The following is a 17171-nucleotide window of genomic DNA, read 5'->3' on the forward strand; positions in this document are numbered from 1 at the left end:
GAGGTGCTGGAGAAGCGCGCACTGATGCTGCCGCAGGAGCTCAAGGCGATGGGGCCGGAGAAGCAGGTGATCCTGTACGAGGGACTGGCCCATCCGGTGCTGTGCCGCAAGATCCGGTACTACAAGGATGGCTACTTCACCAGGCGGCTCATGCCGAAGGTGGGGATCGAACCACTGGAGCTGGAAGGCGCAGGCAAGGTTGAACTACGCATATCTTCGAATGAAGGCGTAGCGCGGGCCTTGCGGGCTACCTGACACCCATGCTGCGCACGGAGTGTGGCGAATGAACGAAGATCACAACGACAACAGCAACTGGCGGAGACAAGCGCAGGATCGCCTTCATGATCTCCAACTGTTGCGCGACATGCGGGCCATCAACGAACGAACACAGCGGGAACTTGGCCCGCTTCCGCTGGATGGACTGCCGGGCGAGCCGAGGCGTAAGCCGAACATCCAACAAGACAGGCCGCCGCATGAGCCGGAAAGCGTGGAGGACGAAAAAATGAAAATTTCCCATGCCGCTGCAGCGGCAGCCGTGATTAGTGTTGCCGGCACATTGTCCGGGTGTGATCTTGCAAGCGATCGAACACATGATGCAAGGGGTGCCGAAGTCATTGCTGATCAATCAGCATCCGCCGCCACTGCCAAGGAGGCTGATCTACCCTCATTTGACGAGATCGTTCGACAGGTTATGGAACGCCAGTATGGCAGTAGTTTTAAGCCTGAATTGCAATGCTGGAAACACACGATCGCAGCAGACTCCGATATCACTAACTACTGCATGAAACCGAGTGAGCCTCACGTAGTCGATGTGGATGGCAATCGAAGATTGTATTTTATGGCGTACAGTGAGGCCAACATTCCTGGCAACGATGAATACTGGTATAGCCACAGTTCCGCAGGGTTGATGGGGGCGTTCGAGGTAAAGATCGAGTCGGATGGCCAATGGTCGCTTGAATCTGCTAGTAACGAGATGGAGTTCGGCAGCATTGGCGATTGCGGGTGCAAGAACGCCCAGTTCGTCAGACTTGGAGAAAACCACTATGGATGGATGTTTGCCAGTGGTGGAACATGGCAGGGGAGCACCTCAGTTGTTCACAACATAGTTGCTCCACGCAACGGTCGGTTCGAAGACGTAAGCCGAATTCCGATGGTAGAGGAAGACGACCAGACCACCCGTTACGACATCCAGTTGGATGAGTCAAACCCAGAAACACTGATGTTTCCTGTGATTGTCGTCAAATCGAAGAATGGTCATACGGAGAGGCTTCTCATCCAGTTCGATCTCGCTGAAGGAACTTACTCGCTGAATGACACCAAACAATGAGCAGCAGGGATGCCAGATGGACCGAGAATAGGCAGATTCTAGTCGACGCTGCTGTGAGGGCAGATGTAGACCCTGGCGTGATAGCGAAAATTGCCGGCTTTGATTCGAGTTTCAACCCCGACGCCAAGCCTGTTAGCGCAAGAAATCCGTCGTTGAACAGGATTCGTCAGCTTGATGGAACCATGGCGATATCGTCGGCGCACGGGTTTGGTCAGTTCATAGATGGAACATGGCATGAAGTTGTCCGGAGGCATGGTGAAAAGTATGGGGTCGAGAATGCTTCTCAGATGACAAGAGAGCAGACGAATGCACCAGAAATACGATCCAATCGCACGCTTCAAGCTGGCATGCTTGCCGAGTTCACTAAAGAGAATATCGAGAAGGGGAAGAGACTAGGCGGGCCAGACGTCGATGCAAATGTGTACGCCTTCCATAACCTCGGGGATAGGGATGCCACAACGTTTCTCAATGCGCTGAAGAGCAATCCCAGCCAGAGGGTTGACTCGGTCTTGTCTCGTAAGGTGATAGCGGGAAACCCTAGTTTGTATGGCGATGGCAGCCAATCAGTCGCACAGTCATACGATGTCATGGGTAGACACATGCAGAGATATGAAAGGTATGCCCTAGAAACTGTTGACGTGGCGCGGGACAACACCATCGGGCGCATCCAACAGAACCTCAACTCCCTCGGCATCACCGACGCCCGTGGCGAGCCGCTCGTGGTCGACGGTTTGCGTGGCGACCCCGGCAGCCGCACCAACGAAGCCATTGCCGCGTTCCAGCGGCAAACCAGTCTTCCCGGCGACCTTCCCGGCCAACAAACTCCGGCCGGGGTACTGGCCGCAACCGAAATCGCGCTTGACGCCCGCGATCCGATACGCCGCATCCAACGCATGATCGAGGATATCGATCAGCGCTTCGGCAATGGGGCTCCCAACCGTGCGCAACCCGCTGCCGCGCAATCGGGCAACGCACTGCCGGACCTCCTGGTGCGGGCACGTGGCATGGAAGCAGCGACGGCGGCGGCACCCGCGACCCCGATGCCGCCACAGGCGACGCGCACGCCTTCGGCCCAGCAACACGAGCCCGCTGCTCCCAGCAGCGCCGCAGCGGCAAAGACGCTACCACTTCTACCCACTGCCGACCTGCAGCCGGGTGATCGCGGCCGGAATGTCGCAACCCTGCAGGAGCAACTGCGCGCCCTGGGTGCCACCGACCGCGACGGCCAGCCTCTCAAGGTGGATAGCCATTATGGCCAGCGTACGAAAGACGCCGTCGAACAGTTCCAGCTGTGGAGCGGGCGCGAGATCAACGGCATCGCCGACAAGGACACGTTGCAGGCGCTGGCCGCGCAGAGCCGCTTTGCCGCGTTGCAGCGCGAGCAAGGCAATGCTCCGGGCCTGCATCTGGCCGACAACCTGCAGCCGGCCATGACAAATCCAGCTGCAGCCGGCCATGACAAATCCAGCCGATGCCGCCAGTCCACGCGCAGCGCAAACACCGGATACAGCACGACAACGAACGCTACCTGCATCCGCAAGCCTGCACGTGAACGGCATCAAGCCGGGGTATCTCAAGGCCATCGACATCGACGCCGAGCGTGCGATCTTCATCGGACGCCCCGGGGACAGCGCGACGGTCGCGCTGGGCACGGATCGGCCGCCACCGATCGCGCAAAGCCTGCAGCGGGTCGAGAGCCACGATCAGGGGCCGCAGGAGCAGGCGGCGCAACGAGCGCAGTACGAACGCCAGCTATAGAACACGCCTGTGATGCAGCGCTGACCGCTTACGTCCGGGCATGCACTTCCGCCGGTACCCCGCCCCAACTTCGCGTTTGAATCCTTCTCGACAGGGGTTGTGCGCTGCGTCATCCGAAAAGCCAGGGCAGACCGTGCTCCCCAGGCGGCCGACGGTATGCCATAGTCCGCCGGTCGTATCGGTGGTCTTGGCATTCATTTCCGGGGAGGAATTTCATGCTCGAGCAACACGGTTTGACGCTGTCGCTGGTGTGTGCGGCGGTGGCGATTGTCTACGGCATCATCGCAGCGCGATGGATCAACCGGCAGCCCGCCGGCAACGCACGGATGCAGGAGATCGCAGGCGCGATCCAGGAAGGCGCACGTGCATACCTCAACCGGCAATACCTGACCATCTCGATCGTCGGCGCCATCCTGTGCGTGCTGGTGGGCGTCTTCCTCGATTGGTACACGGCGGTCGGGTTCCTGCTGGGCGCGGTGTTGTCGGGGCTGGCCGGCTACATCGGCATGAACGTCTCGGTCCGCGCCAACGTGCGCACGGCGGAGGCGGCACGCAACGGCATCGGCCCGGCGATGGATGTCGCCTTCAAGGGCGGCGCGATCACCGGCATGCTGGTGGTGGGCCTGGGCCTGCTGGGCGTGGCCGGGTACTGGGCCGTGCTGAACCTGCATTTCATGCTGCCGACGTCGCAGGTGCTGCATGCCCTGGTGGGCGTGGCCTTCGGTTCGTCGCTGATCTCGATCTTCGCGCGCCTGGGCGGCGGCATCTTCACCAAGGGCGCCGACGTGGGCGCCGACCTGGTGGGCAAGGTGGAAGCCGGCATCCCCGAGGACGACCCGCGCAACCCGGCGGTGATCGCCGACAACGTGGGCGACAACGTCGGCGACTGCGCCGGCATGGCCGCCGACCTGTTCGAGACCTACGCGGTCACGGTGATCGCCACGATGCTGCTGGGCTACCTGATGGTGACCGAAGTGGGCAGCAACGGCGTGCTGTATCCGCTGGTGCTGGGTGGCGCGTCGATCATCGCCTCGATCATCGGCGCGTTCTTCGTCAAGGTGAAGACGGGCGGTTCGATCATGGGCGCGCTGTACAAGGGTGTGATCGTGTCGGGTGTGCTGGCCGCCATCGCCTACTACCCGATCACCCAGCAGCTGATGGGCGACAACATCCACGGTGCGATGAACATCTACTGGTGTGCGCTGATCGGCCTGGCGCTGACCGGCGCCATCGTCTGGATCACCGAGTACTACACCGGCACCCAGTACGCGCCGGTGAAGCACGTGGCGCAGGCCAGCACCACCGGGCACGGCACCAACATCATCGCCGGCCTCGGCGTCTCGATGAAATCCACCGCGATGCCGGTGATCGCGGTGTGCGCGGCGATCTGGGCCTGCTACACGCTCGGTGGCCTGTACGGCATCGCCATTGCCGCCACGGCCATGCTGTCGATGGCGGGGATGATCGTGGCGCTGGATGCCTACGGCCCGATCACCGACAACGCCGGCGGCATCGCAGAGATGGCGGAACTGCCGCCGGAAGTGCGCAACATCACCGACCCGCTGGACGCGGTGGGCAACACCACCAAGGCGGTGACCAAGGGCTATGCGATCGGTTCGGCGGCCCTCGCCGCACTGGTGCTGTTCGCCGACTTCACCCACAACCTGGAAGCCAACAACCCCGGCATGGTCTTCAGCTTCGAGCTGTCCGACCCGGCGGTGATCATCGGCCTGTTCATCGGCGGCCTGATCCCGTATCTGTTCGGCGCGATGGCGATGGAAGCGGTCGGCCGCGCGGCCGGCAGCGTGGTGGAGGAAGTGCGCCGCCAGTTCCGCGAGATCCCGGGGATCATGGAGGGCACCGGCAAGCCCGACTACAGCCGCGCGGTGGACATGCTGACCAAGTCGGCGATCAAGGAAATGATCGTGCCGTCGCTGCTGCCGGTGCTGGTGCCGGTGGTAGTGGCGTTCGGCATGAACTGGCTGATGGGGCCCGGCGCAGGCATCAAGGCACTGGGCGGATTGCTGATCGGCACGATCGTGACGGGCCTGTTCGTGGCCATCTCGATGACCACCGGCGGCGGTGCCTGGGACAACGCCAAGAAGTACATCGAGGACGGCAATTTCGGCGGCAAGGGTTCCGAGGCGCACAAGGCCGCGGTGACCGGCGACACCGTCGGCGATCCCTACAAGGACACCGCGGGCCCGGCCATCAACCCCCTGATCAAGATCATCAACATCGTCGCGCTGTTGCTGGTGCCCCTGCTCTAGACGGCACCTCGGCATGCCGTTCCCAGGAAGGCCGCCCCCGGGCGGCCTTTCGTTTTCGCCCTCCCGCACCGCCGCGGGACGCCCGGGCAATGCTGCTGCGACGCAGCATCGAACCGGCTAGAATGCGCGATTCCCTTTCCACCGGCGGCACGACCGCCTCGCACGGAACCGCATCCATGGGCCTGGACCACGTCAGCACCGGCAAGAACCCCCCGGACGAGATCAACGTCATCATCGAAATCCCGAAGGATGCCGAGCCGGTCAAGTACGAGGTGGACAAGGATAGCGGCGCGATCTTCGTCGACCGCGTGCTGTCCACGCCGATGCGCTACCCGTGCAACTACGGCTATGTGCCCCACACCTTGTGCGGCGACGGCGACCCGGCCGACGTGCTGGTGGTGCTGCCGCTGCCGCTGGTGCCCGGCTCGGTGATCCGCTGCCGCCCGGTCGGCGTGCTGAAGATGACCGACGAGGCCGGCAGCGACGAGAAGATCCTCGCCGTGCCGGTCACCAAGGTGTTCCAGGGCTATGCGCACGTCGAGAACGTGGACCAGGTCAGCCAGCACTGGCTCGACCGCATCGGCCACTTCTTCGAGCACTACAAGGACCTCGAGAAGGGCAAGTGGGTGAAGCTGGAAGGCTGGGGCGGCGCCGAGGAAGCGAAGAAGATCCTCGTCTACGCCATGGAGCGCCACGTCGCCCAGGAAAAGAAGCCGAAGTTCTGAGCGCGGCCTACGCCGCAGCCCAAGAAAAAGGCAGGCCATCGGCCTGCCTTTTTCATTCCCGCCGACGCGCCCTTGCTCAGCGCGCGGGCGGCACCATGCCGGCGCGGTAAGGGTACTGCGCGAAGATGTCGGCCATGGTCGAATCGATGCGTGCATCGCGCGCAGCCACATCACGCGTGTTGGTCACCCGACCTACGGCAATGCCTTCCCATACCAGCCGGTTGCGCGCCGCGTCCACCAGGTCGACGTTCATCGTGCCCTCGGTGTAGCGATACACGTCGGTGCGATCACGCCAGTACGGCACCGCGAAGTAGCGGTTGGCGCGATAGCTGTAGTAGTAGGCGTAGTCCACCGTCGGCATGCTGCTGACTTCGGTGCGGCGCTGGGTGTAGGCGTTGATGTTCACCCAGAGATCCGGGCTGGACTCGCTGTAGACATAGCCGCGCGACTCCATCTGCGTGCGGGCAGCGGCCTTCATGCGTTCGCTCATGGCGCTGGTGTAGCCATCGCGTTCGATGGCCAACGGCGAATAGAAGGCGAAGGTGCGGTACCGCGCGAAATCGGCTTCGGGGTCGGCCTCGGTGGTGATGCGCGGACCGGTGGCGCAGCCGGCAAGCAGCACGGCGGCGCACGCAGCGGCGAACCAGGCGACGATGCGGGACGGGGTATACATGTTCGGGTCTCCCTGTGGATTCCGGATCGTCGCGCGCGGCGCTGATCCCTCGACTGAACATACGCCGCAAGGCGTCAAACGGACGCAACGGCGGGATGAACGGTTCAGGCAGGGCGCCGATCCGTTCAGCCCGGCCGGTACACCTCCGCCCCCAGTTCGCGGAACTCGGCGGACTTCTCCGCCATGCCCGCCTGCAGCGCCTGGGCTTCGTCAACGCCGTGCTCGGCGGCGTAGTCGCGCACGTCCTGGGTGATCTTCATGCTGCAGAAGTGCGGACCGCACATCGAACAGAAGTGCGCCAGCTTGTGCGCATCCTTGGGCAGGGTCTCGTCATGGAACTCCTTCGCCTTCTCCGGATCGAGCCCGAGGTGGAACTGGTCTTCCCAGCGGAACTCGAAGCGCGCCTTGCTCAATGCGTTGTCGCGCACCTGCGCACCGGGGTGGCCCTTGGCCAGGTCCGCGGCATGGGCGGCGATCTTGTAGGCCATGATGCCGTCGCGCACGTCCTCGCGGTTGGGAAGGCCCAGGTGTTCCTTCGGGGTGACGTAGCAGAGCATGGCGGTGCCGTACCAGCCGATCATCGCTGCGCCGATCGCACTGGTGATGTGGTCGTAGCCCGGCGCGATGTCGGTGGTCAACGGGCCCAGCGTGTAGAACGGCGCTTCGCCGCATTCGGCGAGCTGCTTGTCCATGTTCTCCTTGATCAGCTGCATCGGCACGTGGCCGGGGCCTTCGATCATGCACTGCACGTCGTGCTTCCACGCGATCTTCGTCAGTTCGCCAAGCGCTTCGAGCTCGCCGAACTGCGCCGCGTCGTTGGCATCGGCAATGCATCCGGGGCGCAGGCCGTCGCCCAGCGAGAAGGCCACGTCGTAGGCCTTCATGATCTCGCAGATGTCCTCGAAGTGCGTGTAGAGGAAGTTCTCCCTGTGGTGCGCGAGGCACCACTTGGCCATGATCGAACCGCCGCGCGAGACGATGCCGGTCACGCGCTTCGCGGTCAGCGGCACGTGGCGCAGCAGCACGCCGGCGTGGATGGTGAAGTAGTCCACGCCCTGCTCGGCCTGTTCGACCAGGGTGTCGCGGAAGATCTCCCAGGTCAGTTCCTCGGCGCGGCCGTCCACCTTCTCCAGCGCCTGGTAGATCGGGACCGTACCGATCGGCACCGGCGAGTTGCGGATGATCCATTCGCGCGTCTCGTGGATGTGCTTGCCGGTGGACAGGTCCATCACCGTGTCGCCGCCCCAGCGGATCGCCCAGACCAGCTTCTCCACCTCCTCGGCGATGCCGGAGCTCACCGCGCTGTTGCCGATGTTGGCGTTGATCTTGGTGAGGAAATTGCGGCCGATGATCATCGGCTCGCTTTCCGGGTGGTTGATGTTGTTGGGCAGGATGGCGCGACCGCGCGCGATCTCGTCGCGCACGAACTCGGGCGTGATGACCTTCTGGATGCTCGCGCCGAACGACTCGCCGCGGTGCTGCGCCAGCAGGCCGGCGTCACGCACCGCGTCGAGCCGCTGGTTCTCGCGGATCGCCACGAACTCCATTTCCGGGGTGACGATGCCGCGGCGCGCATAGTGCATCTGGCTGACGTTGGCGCCGGCCTTCGCGCGGCGCGGCAAGGTGCGCCCGGGGAAGCGCACCGCATCGAGCTTGCCGTTGGTCTCGCGCGAGCGGCCGAACTCGGAACTCAGGGCAGGCAATTGCTCGGTGTCGCCGCGTGCCTCGATCCAGCGCGCACGCAGCGGCGGAAGGCCGGCGGACAGGTCGATGCGCGCGTCAGGGTCGGTGTACGGGCCGGAACAGTCGTACACGGTGACCGGCGCGTTCTCCTCGCCGCCGAAGATCGTCGGCGTCTGGGTCAGCGCGATCTCGCGCATCGGCACGCGGATGTCCGGCGACGATCCCTCGACGAAGATCTTGCGCGAGCCGGGGATCGGCCGGGTCACGGACGCGGACAGCTGGTCGGCCTGCTGCAGCAGGTCGGCGGCGGGCTTGGGAATGGCGTTCATCGGCATCGTCCTCGTTGCATCCCGTGCGCGGACAAGCCGTCGGGATGGGCACCCGGCCCGCGAGGGATTCGCGGGCCACGAACGAAGCGAAGGCGCATGGACGTCGGTGCGGGCCAACCGGGCTGGCGTTGCGAACGGCGCGTCCTGCGAAGCTTCCCTACGCCGGTATCAACCGGATCAGGTTCGAAGGGACTGTCTCAACCACCGGCCGGTGGTACCCCCGCTTCACCGCGAATTAGACCACACGGTCGGCGTGCAGGCTGCCGTCGGTGATGGACAGTCACCATTGCAACGGTTGACGCGCCGCATCATCGTCCGGTATTGCTGTCGCCCCATGCACGCCACCATCACCCCCCTCGCGATCGCGATTACCACTGGTACCGGTACCACCGGCCCCGGGGTGCGGACGCGCGTGCACGACTGATCCATGACCACGCCGCTCCGCACCCGACCCGGGTGGGAGCGCTGGCTTCCCCTCGGACCGGACGCGGAGCCCAACCGGAGCTCCCACCCCATGCCGTCCGCGCCACCCGCTTCCGAACACCTTGTCCGCCACGTCCACAAATTCGGCGGCAGCAGCCTCGCCGACGCCACTCGGATCCTGTCGCTGCCGCCACTGGTGGCCGATGGCGCCGCGTCCACGTTGGTCGTGGTGTCGGCGATGCACGGCACCACCAACGCGCTGGTGGCGATGGCCGACGAGGCCGTTGCCAAGGGCGACTGGCGCGCGGCGTGGCAGGCGCTGCGCGCTCGGCATCTCGACGCGGCCGCCGCCATCGCTGCCGACAACGCCGCTCTGCACGATGCGCTGGTCGCGGATTTCGATGCGCTGCGCGAGGACCTGGAAGCACTGACGGCCGGCGATGCCGGTGACGCGCGCATCGCGCGCGTGCACGGGCTGGGCGAAATCGCCTCGTCGCGGCTGGTGCAGGCCGCACTGGGCGATGGCTGGGCACGCCTCGACGCACGCGACGTGCTGGTGGTGCATCCGGGCGAGATGGGCGTGGGCGTGGAATGGGAGGCATCGCGCACGAAGCTGGCGGCCTGGCGCGCCACGCACCCCCCGCAGCGCATCGTGGCCACCGGCTTCATCGCGCGCGGGCGTGACGGCAACGACACCACGCTGGGCCGCAACGGCAGCGACTACTCCGCGGCCATCCTCGCCCATCTGTTCGATGCCGATGAGCTGACCATCTGGACCGACGTGGATGGCGTGCTGTCCGCCGATCCGCGGCTGGTGCCCGACGCCACCGTGCTGCCCACGATGTCCTACGCCGAGGCCTGGGAGCTGGCCTACTTCGGCGCCAAGGTGCTGCACCCGCAGACGATGGCACCGGTGCAGGCGCGCGGCATCCCGCTGCGCATCCGCAACACGCTCGATCCGTCGGTGCCGGGCACCTGGATCCTGCCGGAGAACCCCGAGGGCGATGCGGAACTGTCGCCGGTCAAGGGGCTGACCATCGTCCGCGACATGGCGGTGCTGGAACTGGTGGGCAACGGCATGGTCGGCGTGCCTGGCACGGCGGAGAAACTGTTCGCGGCGCTGCATGGTGCCGGCGTGTCGGTAACGATGATCTCGCAGGGCTCGTCCGAGCATTCGATCTGCTGCGTGGTCCGCGCCAGCCAGGTCGAACCGGCGCGCGCGGCGGTCGAGCAGGCCTTCGCCGACGCGTTCGCCGATGGCCGCACGCAGGCGGTCGAGGTGACGCCGGACATCGCCGTGCTGGCGGCGGTGGGCGACGGCATGGTCGGCTTCCCCGGCGTGGCCGCGCGCCTGTTCGGTGCGCTGGCACAGGCACGGGTGAACATCCGCGCGATCGCGCAGGGCGCCAGCGAACGCAACATCTCCGTCGCCATTGCCGAGACCGATGCCACGCGGGCGCTGCGCGCCGCGCATTCGGCGTTCTGGCTGTCGCCGCAGACGGTGTCGGTGGGCATGATCGGCCCCGGAAACGTCGGCCGTACCCTGCTGGCGCAACTGGCCGCGGTACTGCCGGGACTGCGGTCGCGCTCGCAGGTCGACCTGCGCCTGCGCGCCATCGCCAACAGCAAACGCATGGCGCTGGACCATTTCGCGATCGAACCGGGCGATGCCATCGCGCGATTGCACCCGGAAGGCGGGGAACCCCTCGACCTCGACGCCTTCGCCGCGCACGTCCGCGCCGGGCACATCCCGCATGCACTGATCATCGACTGCAGCGCCAGTGACGCGACCGCGCAGAAGTACCCCGGATGGATCGCGGCCGGCATCCACGTGGTCACGCCCAACAAGCATGCCGGCAGCGGCGCGTGGACGCGCTACAGCGCGCTGCGCGAGGCCCAGCGCCACAGCGGCGCGAAGTTCGGCTACGAGGCCACTGTCGGCGCAGGCCTGCCGGTGATCCTGACCCTGCGCAACCTGATCGACACCGGCGATACCCTGCACGCGGTGGACGGCATGCTCTCGGGCACGCTGGCCTGGTTGTTCAACAGTTACGATGGCAGCCGTCCGTTCTCCGAACTGGTGCGCGAAGCGCGAGGCCTGGGCTACACCGAGCCCGACCCGCGCGACGACCTGTCGGGGCTGGACGTGGCCCGCAAGCTGGTGATCCTGGCGCGCGAGGCCGGGTTGCAACTGTCGCTGGAGGACGTGGACGTGGAAAGCCTGGTGCCGGAGGCGCTGCAGGACGTGGGCGTGGAGGAATTCCTCGCGCGCCTCGACGAACTCGACGCGCCGATGGATGCGCGCCTGCGCGAGGCGCAATCGAAGGGGCTTGGCCTGCGCCACCTGGCCCGGCTCACCCGCGACGGCAAGGCGACCGTCGGCGTGGTCGCGCTGCCGGCCGAGCACGCATGCCGGCACACCCGCCTGACCGACAACCTGGTGCAGTTCACCACCGATCGCTATGCCAGCAATCCGCTGGTCGTGCAGGGCCCGGGTGCCGGCCCGGACGTGACGGCGGCCGGCGTGTTCGGCGACGTGCTCGCGATTGCCAATGCGCTGGGTTCGTCGGAGGGCCGCTACGCATGAGTCGCAGCGTCCGCGCCTTCGCGCCCGCCAGCGTCGGCAACATCGGGGTCGGCTTCGACCTGCTGGGCCATGCCATCGACGGCCCGCGCGATGTCGCACGCGTCACCCGCATCGAAGAACCCGTGGTGCGCATCGATGCGATCCGCGGCGACGTGGCCGGCGTGGACAGGCTGCCACTCGATGCGCCATCGAATACGGCGGGACGTGCGTTGATGTCGCTGCGCGAAGCGCTCGACCTGCCGTTCGGGTTCGCGGTGGCACTGGAAAAGGGCATTCCGCTCGGCTCCGGGCTGGGCGGCTCGGCGGCTTCCTGTGTCGCGGCGCTGGTCGCGGCGAATGCATTGCTCGACACGCCACTCGCGCGCGAGGCGCTGTACGACTTCGCGCTGGACGGCGAATCGGTGTCCAGCGGCAGCCGCCACGGCGACAACGTCGCGCCGATGCTGCTCGGCGGCGTGGCGATGGCTACGTCCGAACGCATGCTCGCCCTGGCAGCGCCCGACTGGCTGCACGCGGTGGTGGTGCATCCCGACCAGGTGCTGGAAACGCGGCGCTCGCGTGCAGCGCTGGCCGAACCCTATCCCCTGCACACCGTGGTCGAGCACACCGCGCACCTCGCGCAGTTCCTGCTGGGCCTGCAGCATGGCGATGCCGACCTGATCCGCGCCGGCCTGCACGACGTGCTGGTCGAGCCCCGTCGCGCGCCACTCATTCCCGGCTTCGCGCAGGTGAAGCAGGCCGCGCTCGGCCACGACGCACTGGGCGCCAGCATTTCCGGCGGTGGCCCAAGCGTGTTCGCGTGGTTCGCATCCAGGGCGGCGGCCGAGACGGCCGCGCCAGCGATGCGCGCGGGCTTCGTCGATGCCGGATTCGAGGCGCGCGCGTACGTCACGCCGGTGAATGCCCCGCGCGCGGAGTTGTCCACCGAAGCGACGTGACCCGCCTCCACGGGGAGAACGCACGGCGAAGCCGTCCAGGCAAAAGCACCCTCATCCGCCCCTTCGGGGCACCTTCTGCCGCTTGCGGGAGACGGGTCCAGATTCACGACAGGAGTCCAGCACAACCATGCGATTCGCCAGCACCCGGGGTAACGCCGCTCCCACCGACATCGATGCCGCACTGGTCGCCGGCCTCGCGCCCGATGGCGGCCTGTATGTCCCGGAAGCGTTCCCGTGCGTTGATTTCCGGGCGCCAGCGGCATCCCTGGCCGAGACCGCGCTGCACACACTGTCACCGTACTTCGACGGCTCGTCGATCCGAGGGAGGCTCGAGGCGATCTGCGCCACCGCGTTCTCGTTCGATGCGCCGTTGCGCGGGCTGCACGGCAGGGGCGACCACCTGCTCGAGCTTTTCCACGGACCCACCGCGGCCTTCAAGGATTACGCGGCGCGCTTCCTCGCCGGTTCGCTCGATGCGCTGCGCGTGCCGGGCGCGCCACCCACCACCATCCTCGTCGCCACCTCGGGCGATACCGGCGCCGCCGTGGCCTCGGCCTTCCATCGTCGCGACGGCTTCAAGGTGGTGATCCTCTACCCCGACGGCAAGGTGTCGCCACGCCAGGCGCATGGCCTCGGCTGCTGGGGCGACAACGTGCGTGCCTTCCATGTCGAGGGCAGCTTCGACGACTGCCAGCGGCTCGCCAAGCAGGCGTTGTCGGATGAAGCGCTGCGCATCGAAGTGTCGCTCGGCTCCGCCAACAGCATCAGCCTGGGCCGCTTGCTGCCGCAGGCGGCGTACTACGCGCATGCCGCCTCGCGGTTCCATGCCGCGCATGGCGAGCCACTGAACGTCATCGTGCCCACCGGCAACCTCGGCAATGCCTGCGCCGCATTCGTGGCGCGTGCGATGGGCGCGCCCGTGGGGGAGATCCGTCTTGCGTGCAACGCCAACGATACCCTGCCGCGCTATTTCACCGGTGCGGATTACGACGCGCAACCGACGCGCGCCACGCTGGCCAATGCGATGGATGTCGGCGCACCCAGCAACTTCGAACGCCTGCGCCACTGGCATGACAGCGATGCCGCGCTCCGAGCCGGCTTCATCGCGCAGTCGGTCGATGACGCCACCATCCGCGAAACGATCCGCACCGCGCCCACACGCCACGGCATCGTCGCCTGTCCGCACACCGCGACGGGACTGAAGCTGCTCGAAGACCTGCGCGTGCGCGGCGACGCCCGCCCCTGGGCCGTCGTGGCGACCGCGCATCCGGCGAAGTTCGAGACCATCGTCGAACCGCTGGTCGGCCATGCCGTGGAACCGCCGCCTGCGCTCGCGGCATCGCTGGCGTCGCCCGCGCAGTCATTCCCGCTGGCGGACGATTACGGCGCGCTCCGCGAGGTCCTGGTCTCCGGCTGACCTGCCGTCGATCCATCGATCGCGGCACGCAGCAGGTCGAGCCCGGCCACGTCCGCCTGGCGAAACCGATCGGCATCGCCAAACTCCGGCCAGCCGTCGCGCAGTCCCGCCATCACCGCGGCGTCCTGCGCGTGCGACTGCAGCAGCCAGTCGGCGATGCGGGCGCACGGCACGTCATGGGCAACACGGCACAGCAAGGGACCGGGCGGAATCGGCCCGGATCGCCACAGCACGCCCAGGCCTTCGGGGCGCGAGCGGTCGTGCACGTCGGAGGCCAGCGCCGCGACATCGGCCTCGCCGGCTTCGACCACCTGCAGCGCCGCGGCATGCGATCCGGCGTAGGCGAGCGACGCGAATCCCGTCGCCGGGTCCAATCCCATGTCCCGCAATCCTCGCGCGGGCACGAAACCGCCGGACGCCGAATCGCGCCCCACCATCACCAGCGCAAGGCGGGGCGCCTCGCGACGCAGGGCATCGAGGGAATCGATGCCATCGCGCGCCACGATCACGGCGCGATAGCGATCCGCCTGCACGGATGGCACCTCGGGAACAGGCAGCGGCGCGAGCTGCTCCGGCCACTGCCGCGCCTGCAGGAAGCCATGCAGGTTGGGGACGGCGATGTCCGCCTCCCCACTGCGCATGGCTTCGACCAGCGCCGATGGCGAATCGAACAGCCGTACTTCCGCAGATCGCCCGCCGAGCCGCGCGAGGTAATCGGCCAGCGGCTGGATCGCCGCCGCGCGATCGCGCCCGGGATACGCATAGGTCGCCACGATCAAGGGACGCAGTTCGCCGGCGCTGGCGGGGCGGACCGGTGCGAGGCATCCCAGCGCCAGCGCGGCGACCAGCAGCCACGTCGCGCTGGCGTCAGATCGCATCCAGCAACGCCTTGTCGCGCACCGCACCCTTGTCGGCACTGGTGGCCAGCAGTGCATACGCCTTCAACGCCGTGGTCACCTTGCGCGGGCGCGACTGCGCAGGCCTCCACCCGGCCGCGTCCCGTGCCGCGCGGCGCGACGCGAGTTCTTCATCGGAAACCAGCAGCGCGATCGACCGCGCGGGGATGTCGATGCGGATGCGATCGCCATCGTGCACCAGGCCAATCGCGCCACCCGCCGCCGCTTCCGGCGACGCGTGGCCGATCGACAGGCCCGAGGTGCCCCCGGAGAAACGGCCGTCGGTGAGCAGTGCGCACTGCTTCCCCAGCCCTTTCGATTTCAGGTACGACGTGGGATACAGCATCTCCTGCATGCCCGGCCCGCCCTTCGGCCCTTCGTAGCGGATCACCACCACGTCGCCCGGCTTGACGTCGTCGCCGAGGATGCCGGCCACCGCCGCATCCTGGCTTTCGAACACGCGCGCGTTGCCTTCGAACACGTGGATCGATTCGTCCACGCCGGCGGTCTTCACCACGCAGCCGTCCGGCGCGATATTGCCGGTCAGCACGGCGAGGCCGCCCTCCTGCGAGTACGCATGTTCGACGCTGCGGATGCAGCCGTCGGCACGATCCGCGTCCAGCGATGGCCAGCGCGTGGCCTGGCTGAAGGCGACCTGGGTGGGAATGCCGGCCGGCCCGGCCTTGTAGAACGCCTCCACAGCATCGTCATCGACCGTTGCGATATCCCAGCGCGCAATCGCCTCGCCCAGGGTCTTCGCGTGCACAGTGGGCACGTCGGTATGCAACAAGCCACCGCGCGCCAGTTCGCCGAGGATGGCCATGATGCCGCCGGCACGGTGCACGTCCTCGATGTGGTACTTCTGCGTGTTCGGCGCCACCTTGCACAGCTGCGGCACCCTCCGCGACAGCCGGTCGATGTCGCGCAGGGTGAACGGCACCTCCGCTTCCTGCGCCGCGGCCAGCAGGTGCAGGATGGTGTTGGTGGAGCCGCCCATGGCGATGTCCAGCGTCATCGCGTTCTCGAACGCCTCGAAGGTGGCGATGCCACGCGGCAGGGCGGTCGGGTCCTCCGCGCCGTACCAGCGATGGCACAGCTCGACGACGGTGCGGCCGGCGCGCAGGAACAGCTGTTCGCGATCGGCATGGGTCGCCAGCACGGTGCCGTTGCCGGGCAGCGACAGCCCCAGCGCCTCGGTCAGGCAATTCATCGAGTTGGCCGTGAACATGCCGCTGCAGGAGCCGCAGGTGGGGCAGGCGCTGCGTTCGATCGCGGCGACCTGCTCGTCGGAGGCATCGGGGTCGGCCGCGATCACCATGGCATCGACGAGGTCGAGCTTGTGCTCGGCCAGCGCAGTCTTGCCCGCCTCCATCGGCCCGCCCGACACGAACACCACGGGGATGTCGAGCCGCAGCGCCGCCATCAGCATGCCCGGCGTGATCTTGTCGCAGTTGGAGATGCACACCAGCGCGTCGGCGCAGTGCGCATTGACCATGTACTCCACCGAATCGGCGATGATCTCGCGGCTGGGCAGCGAATACAGCATGCCGTCGTGGCCCATCGCGATGCCGTCGTCCACGGCGATGGTGTCGAACTCCTTGGCCACGCCGCCCACGCGTTCGATCTCGCGCGCCACCAGTTGCCCCAGGTCCTTCAGGTGCACGTGCCCCGGCACGAACTGGGTGAAGGAGTTGGCAATGGCGATGATGGGCTTGTGGAAGTCGCCATCCTGCATGCCGGTGGCGCGCCACAGCGCGCGGGCACCGGCCATGTTGCGGCCATGGGTGGACGTTCGGGAGCGATACTCGGGCATGCGGGGGCTGTCTGGAATGAGCGGGAATGATCGAAAACGCCGGGGATTCTGGGCAGTTTCCGATGTTTCAGTTGCAACGATTTCTGGCGCAACCAAAGTCGAAGGAATTAATTTCGATGATCGCTTGACACGATTGAATCACAGGGTTTAGTTTCGCCCAATGCTGCAACGCCACACGCCCGCCACGAACGATCCCCGCGACGCGCACGCCAGCGCGGCGTCGATCCTCGTACTCGTCCTTATTACCTCGCCTACTGGTGCGGGACGATCCGGCGCGTAAGACAGAAACAAGGCCGACATCGCAAACCCCGCACCGCAAGGTGCGGGGTTTT

Annotated in this window: 11 protein-coding genes, 1 pseudogene and 1 riboswitch; of the genes and pseudogenes, 8 read left to right on the forward strand and 4 right to left on the reverse strand. The window is 66.6% G+C overall.

Annotation, left to right across the window (positions count from 1 at the left end; genetic code table 11):
* The 5 genes and pseudogenes from E2F46_RS12400 to ppa all read left to right on the forward strand — a co-directional run.
* Positions 1-183, forward strand: a pseudogene (locus E2F46_RS12400) (type IV secretory system conjugative DNA transfer family protein); the annotation flags it as partial.
* 100 nt (positions 184-283) lie between these two features.
* Positions 284-1327 carry a hypothetical protein gene (locus tag E2F46_RS12405; protein WP_133322510.1) on the forward strand — a complete coding sequence of 348 codons (1044 nt, stop codon included), beginning with the start codon at positions 284-286 and terminating at the stop codon, positions 1325-1327.
* A 77-nt stretch (positions 1328-1404) separates the two neighbouring features.
* Positions 1405-3165 (forward strand): peptidoglycan-binding domain-containing protein, encoded by a 1761-nt coding sequence (locus E2F46_RS12410; protein ID WP_165967463.1) that lies wholly within the window; start codon positions 1405-1407, stop codon positions 3163-3165.
* Between the two features lie 135 nt (positions 3166-3300).
* Positions 3301-5355 carry a sodium-translocating pyrophosphatase gene (locus E2F46_RS12415; protein WP_133322514.1) on the forward strand — a complete coding sequence of 685 codons (2055 nt, stop codon included), beginning with the start codon at positions 3301-3303 and terminating at the stop codon, positions 5353-5355.
* Positions 5356-5531: 176 nt separating this feature from the next.
* The gene (ppa, locus tag E2F46_RS12420) at positions 5532-6080 is read left to right on the forward strand and encodes an inorganic diphosphatase (protein WP_133322516.1); all 549 of its coding nucleotides are present in this window, start codon (positions 5532-5534) and stop codon (positions 6078-6080) included.
* 76 nt (positions 6081-6156) lie between these two features.
* Here the strand turns inward: ppa and E2F46_RS12425 are convergent, their stop codons facing one another.
* Positions 6157-6753, reverse strand: coding sequence for a DUF4136 domain-containing protein (locus E2F46_RS12425; RefSeq protein WP_133322518.1), 597 nt, complete (start codon positions 6751-6753; stop codon positions 6157-6159).
* Positions 6754-6878: 125 nt separating this feature from the next.
* The gene (gene thiC, locus E2F46_RS12430; RefSeq protein WP_133322520.1) at positions 6879-8765 is read right to left on the reverse strand and encodes a phosphomethylpyrimidine synthase ThiC; all 1887 of its coding nucleotides are present in this window, start codon (positions 8763-8765) and stop codon (positions 6879-6881) included.
* 136 nt (positions 8766-8901) lie between these two features.
* Positions 8902-8997, reverse strand: a riboswitch (TPP riboswitch).
* A 282-nt stretch (positions 8998-9279) separates the two neighbouring features.
* Here thiC and thrA point away from each other — a divergent pair.
* The 3 genes from thrA (at position 9280) to thrC (ending at position 14130) form a co-directional block, all read left to right on the forward strand.
* Complete coding sequence (gene thrA, locus E2F46_RS12435; protein ID WP_133322522.1) at positions 9280-11775, forward strand: bifunctional aspartate kinase/homoserine dehydrogenase I; 2496 nt, start codon at positions 9280-9282, stop codon at positions 11773-11775.
* On the forward strand, positions 11772-12713 hold the full coding sequence (locus E2F46_RS12440) for a homoserine kinase (RefSeq protein ID WP_133322524.1): 942 nt from the start codon (positions 11772-11774) through the stop codon (positions 12711-12713). Before thrA ends, E2F46_RS12440 begins: the two co-directional genes overlap by 4 nt.
* A 127-nt stretch (positions 12714-12840) precedes the next feature.
* Positions 12841-14130: a threonine synthase gene (gene thrC, locus E2F46_RS12445; RefSeq protein WP_133322526.1), complete on the forward strand. Its 1290-nt coding sequence runs from the start codon at positions 12841-12843 to the stop codon at positions 14128-14130.
* On the opposite strand, the gene E2F46_RS12450 is transcribed toward thrC, so the two are convergent.
* Both E2F46_RS12450 and ilvD read right to left on the reverse strand, forming a co-directional pair.
* Positions 14094-15008, reverse strand: a complete 915-nt coding sequence (locus E2F46_RS12450) for a phosphate/phosphite/phosphonate ABC transporter substrate-binding protein (protein ID WP_165967464.1) — start codon at positions 15006-15008, stop codon at positions 14094-14096. The genes thrC and E2F46_RS12450 overlap by 37 nt on opposite strands.
* Positions 14998-16839 carry a dihydroxy-acid dehydratase gene (ilvD, locus tag E2F46_RS12455; RefSeq protein WP_133322530.1) on the reverse strand — a complete coding sequence of 614 codons (1842 nt, stop codon included), beginning with the start codon at positions 16837-16839 and terminating at the stop codon, positions 14998-15000. Before ilvD ends, E2F46_RS12450 begins: the two co-directional genes overlap by 11 nt.
* Positions 16840-17171: the final 332 nt, after the last annotated feature.

It is taken from the genome of Luteimonas aestuarii, assembly GCF_004357985.1.
GTDB lineage: Bacteria > Pseudomonadota > Gammaproteobacteria > Xanthomonadales > Xanthomonadaceae > Luteimonas > Luteimonas aestuarii.

What these genes read in the sequence shown, in the direction of transcription:
- thiC (WP_133322520.1), bottom strand. Translation starts at nt 8,765, where the DNA reads ATGAACGCCATTCCCAAGCCCGCCGCCGACCTGCTGCAGCAGGCCGAC.
- E2F46_RS12450 (WP_165967464.1), bottom strand. Translation starts at nt 15,008, where the DNA reads ATGCGATCTGACGCCAGCGCGACGTGGCTGCTGGTCGCCGCGCTGGCG.
- E2F46_RS12415 (WP_133322514.1), top strand. Translation starts at nt 3,301, where the DNA reads ATGCTCGAGCAACACGGTTTGACGCTGTCGCTGGTGTGTGCGGCGGTG.
- E2F46_RS12425 (WP_133322518.1), bottom strand. Translation starts at nt 6,753, where the DNA reads ATGTATACCCCGTCCCGCATCGTCGCCTGGTTCGCCGCTGCGTGCGCC.
- ilvD (WP_133322530.1), bottom strand. Translation starts at nt 16,839, where the DNA reads ATGCCCGAGTATCGCTCCCGAACGTCCACCCATGGCCGCAACATGGCC.
- thrA (WP_133322522.1), top strand. Translation starts at nt 9,280, where the DNA reads ATGCCGTCCGCGCCACCCGCTTCCGAACACCTTGTCCGCCACGTCCAC.
- thrC (WP_133322526.1), top strand. Translation starts at nt 12,841, where the DNA reads ATGCGATTCGCCAGCACCCGGGGTAACGCCGCTCCCACCGACATCGAT.
- ppa (WP_133322516.1), top strand. Translation starts at nt 5,532, where the DNA reads ATGGGCCTGGACCACGTCAGCACCGGCAAGAACCCCCCGGACGAGATC.
- E2F46_RS12440 (WP_133322524.1), top strand. Translation starts at nt 11,772, where the DNA reads ATGAGTCGCAGCGTCCGCGCCTTCGCGCCCGCCAGCGTCGGCAACATC.
- E2F46_RS12405 (WP_133322510.1), top strand. Translation starts at nt 284, where the DNA reads ATGAACGAAGATCACAACGACAACAGCAACTGGCGGAGACAAGCGCAG.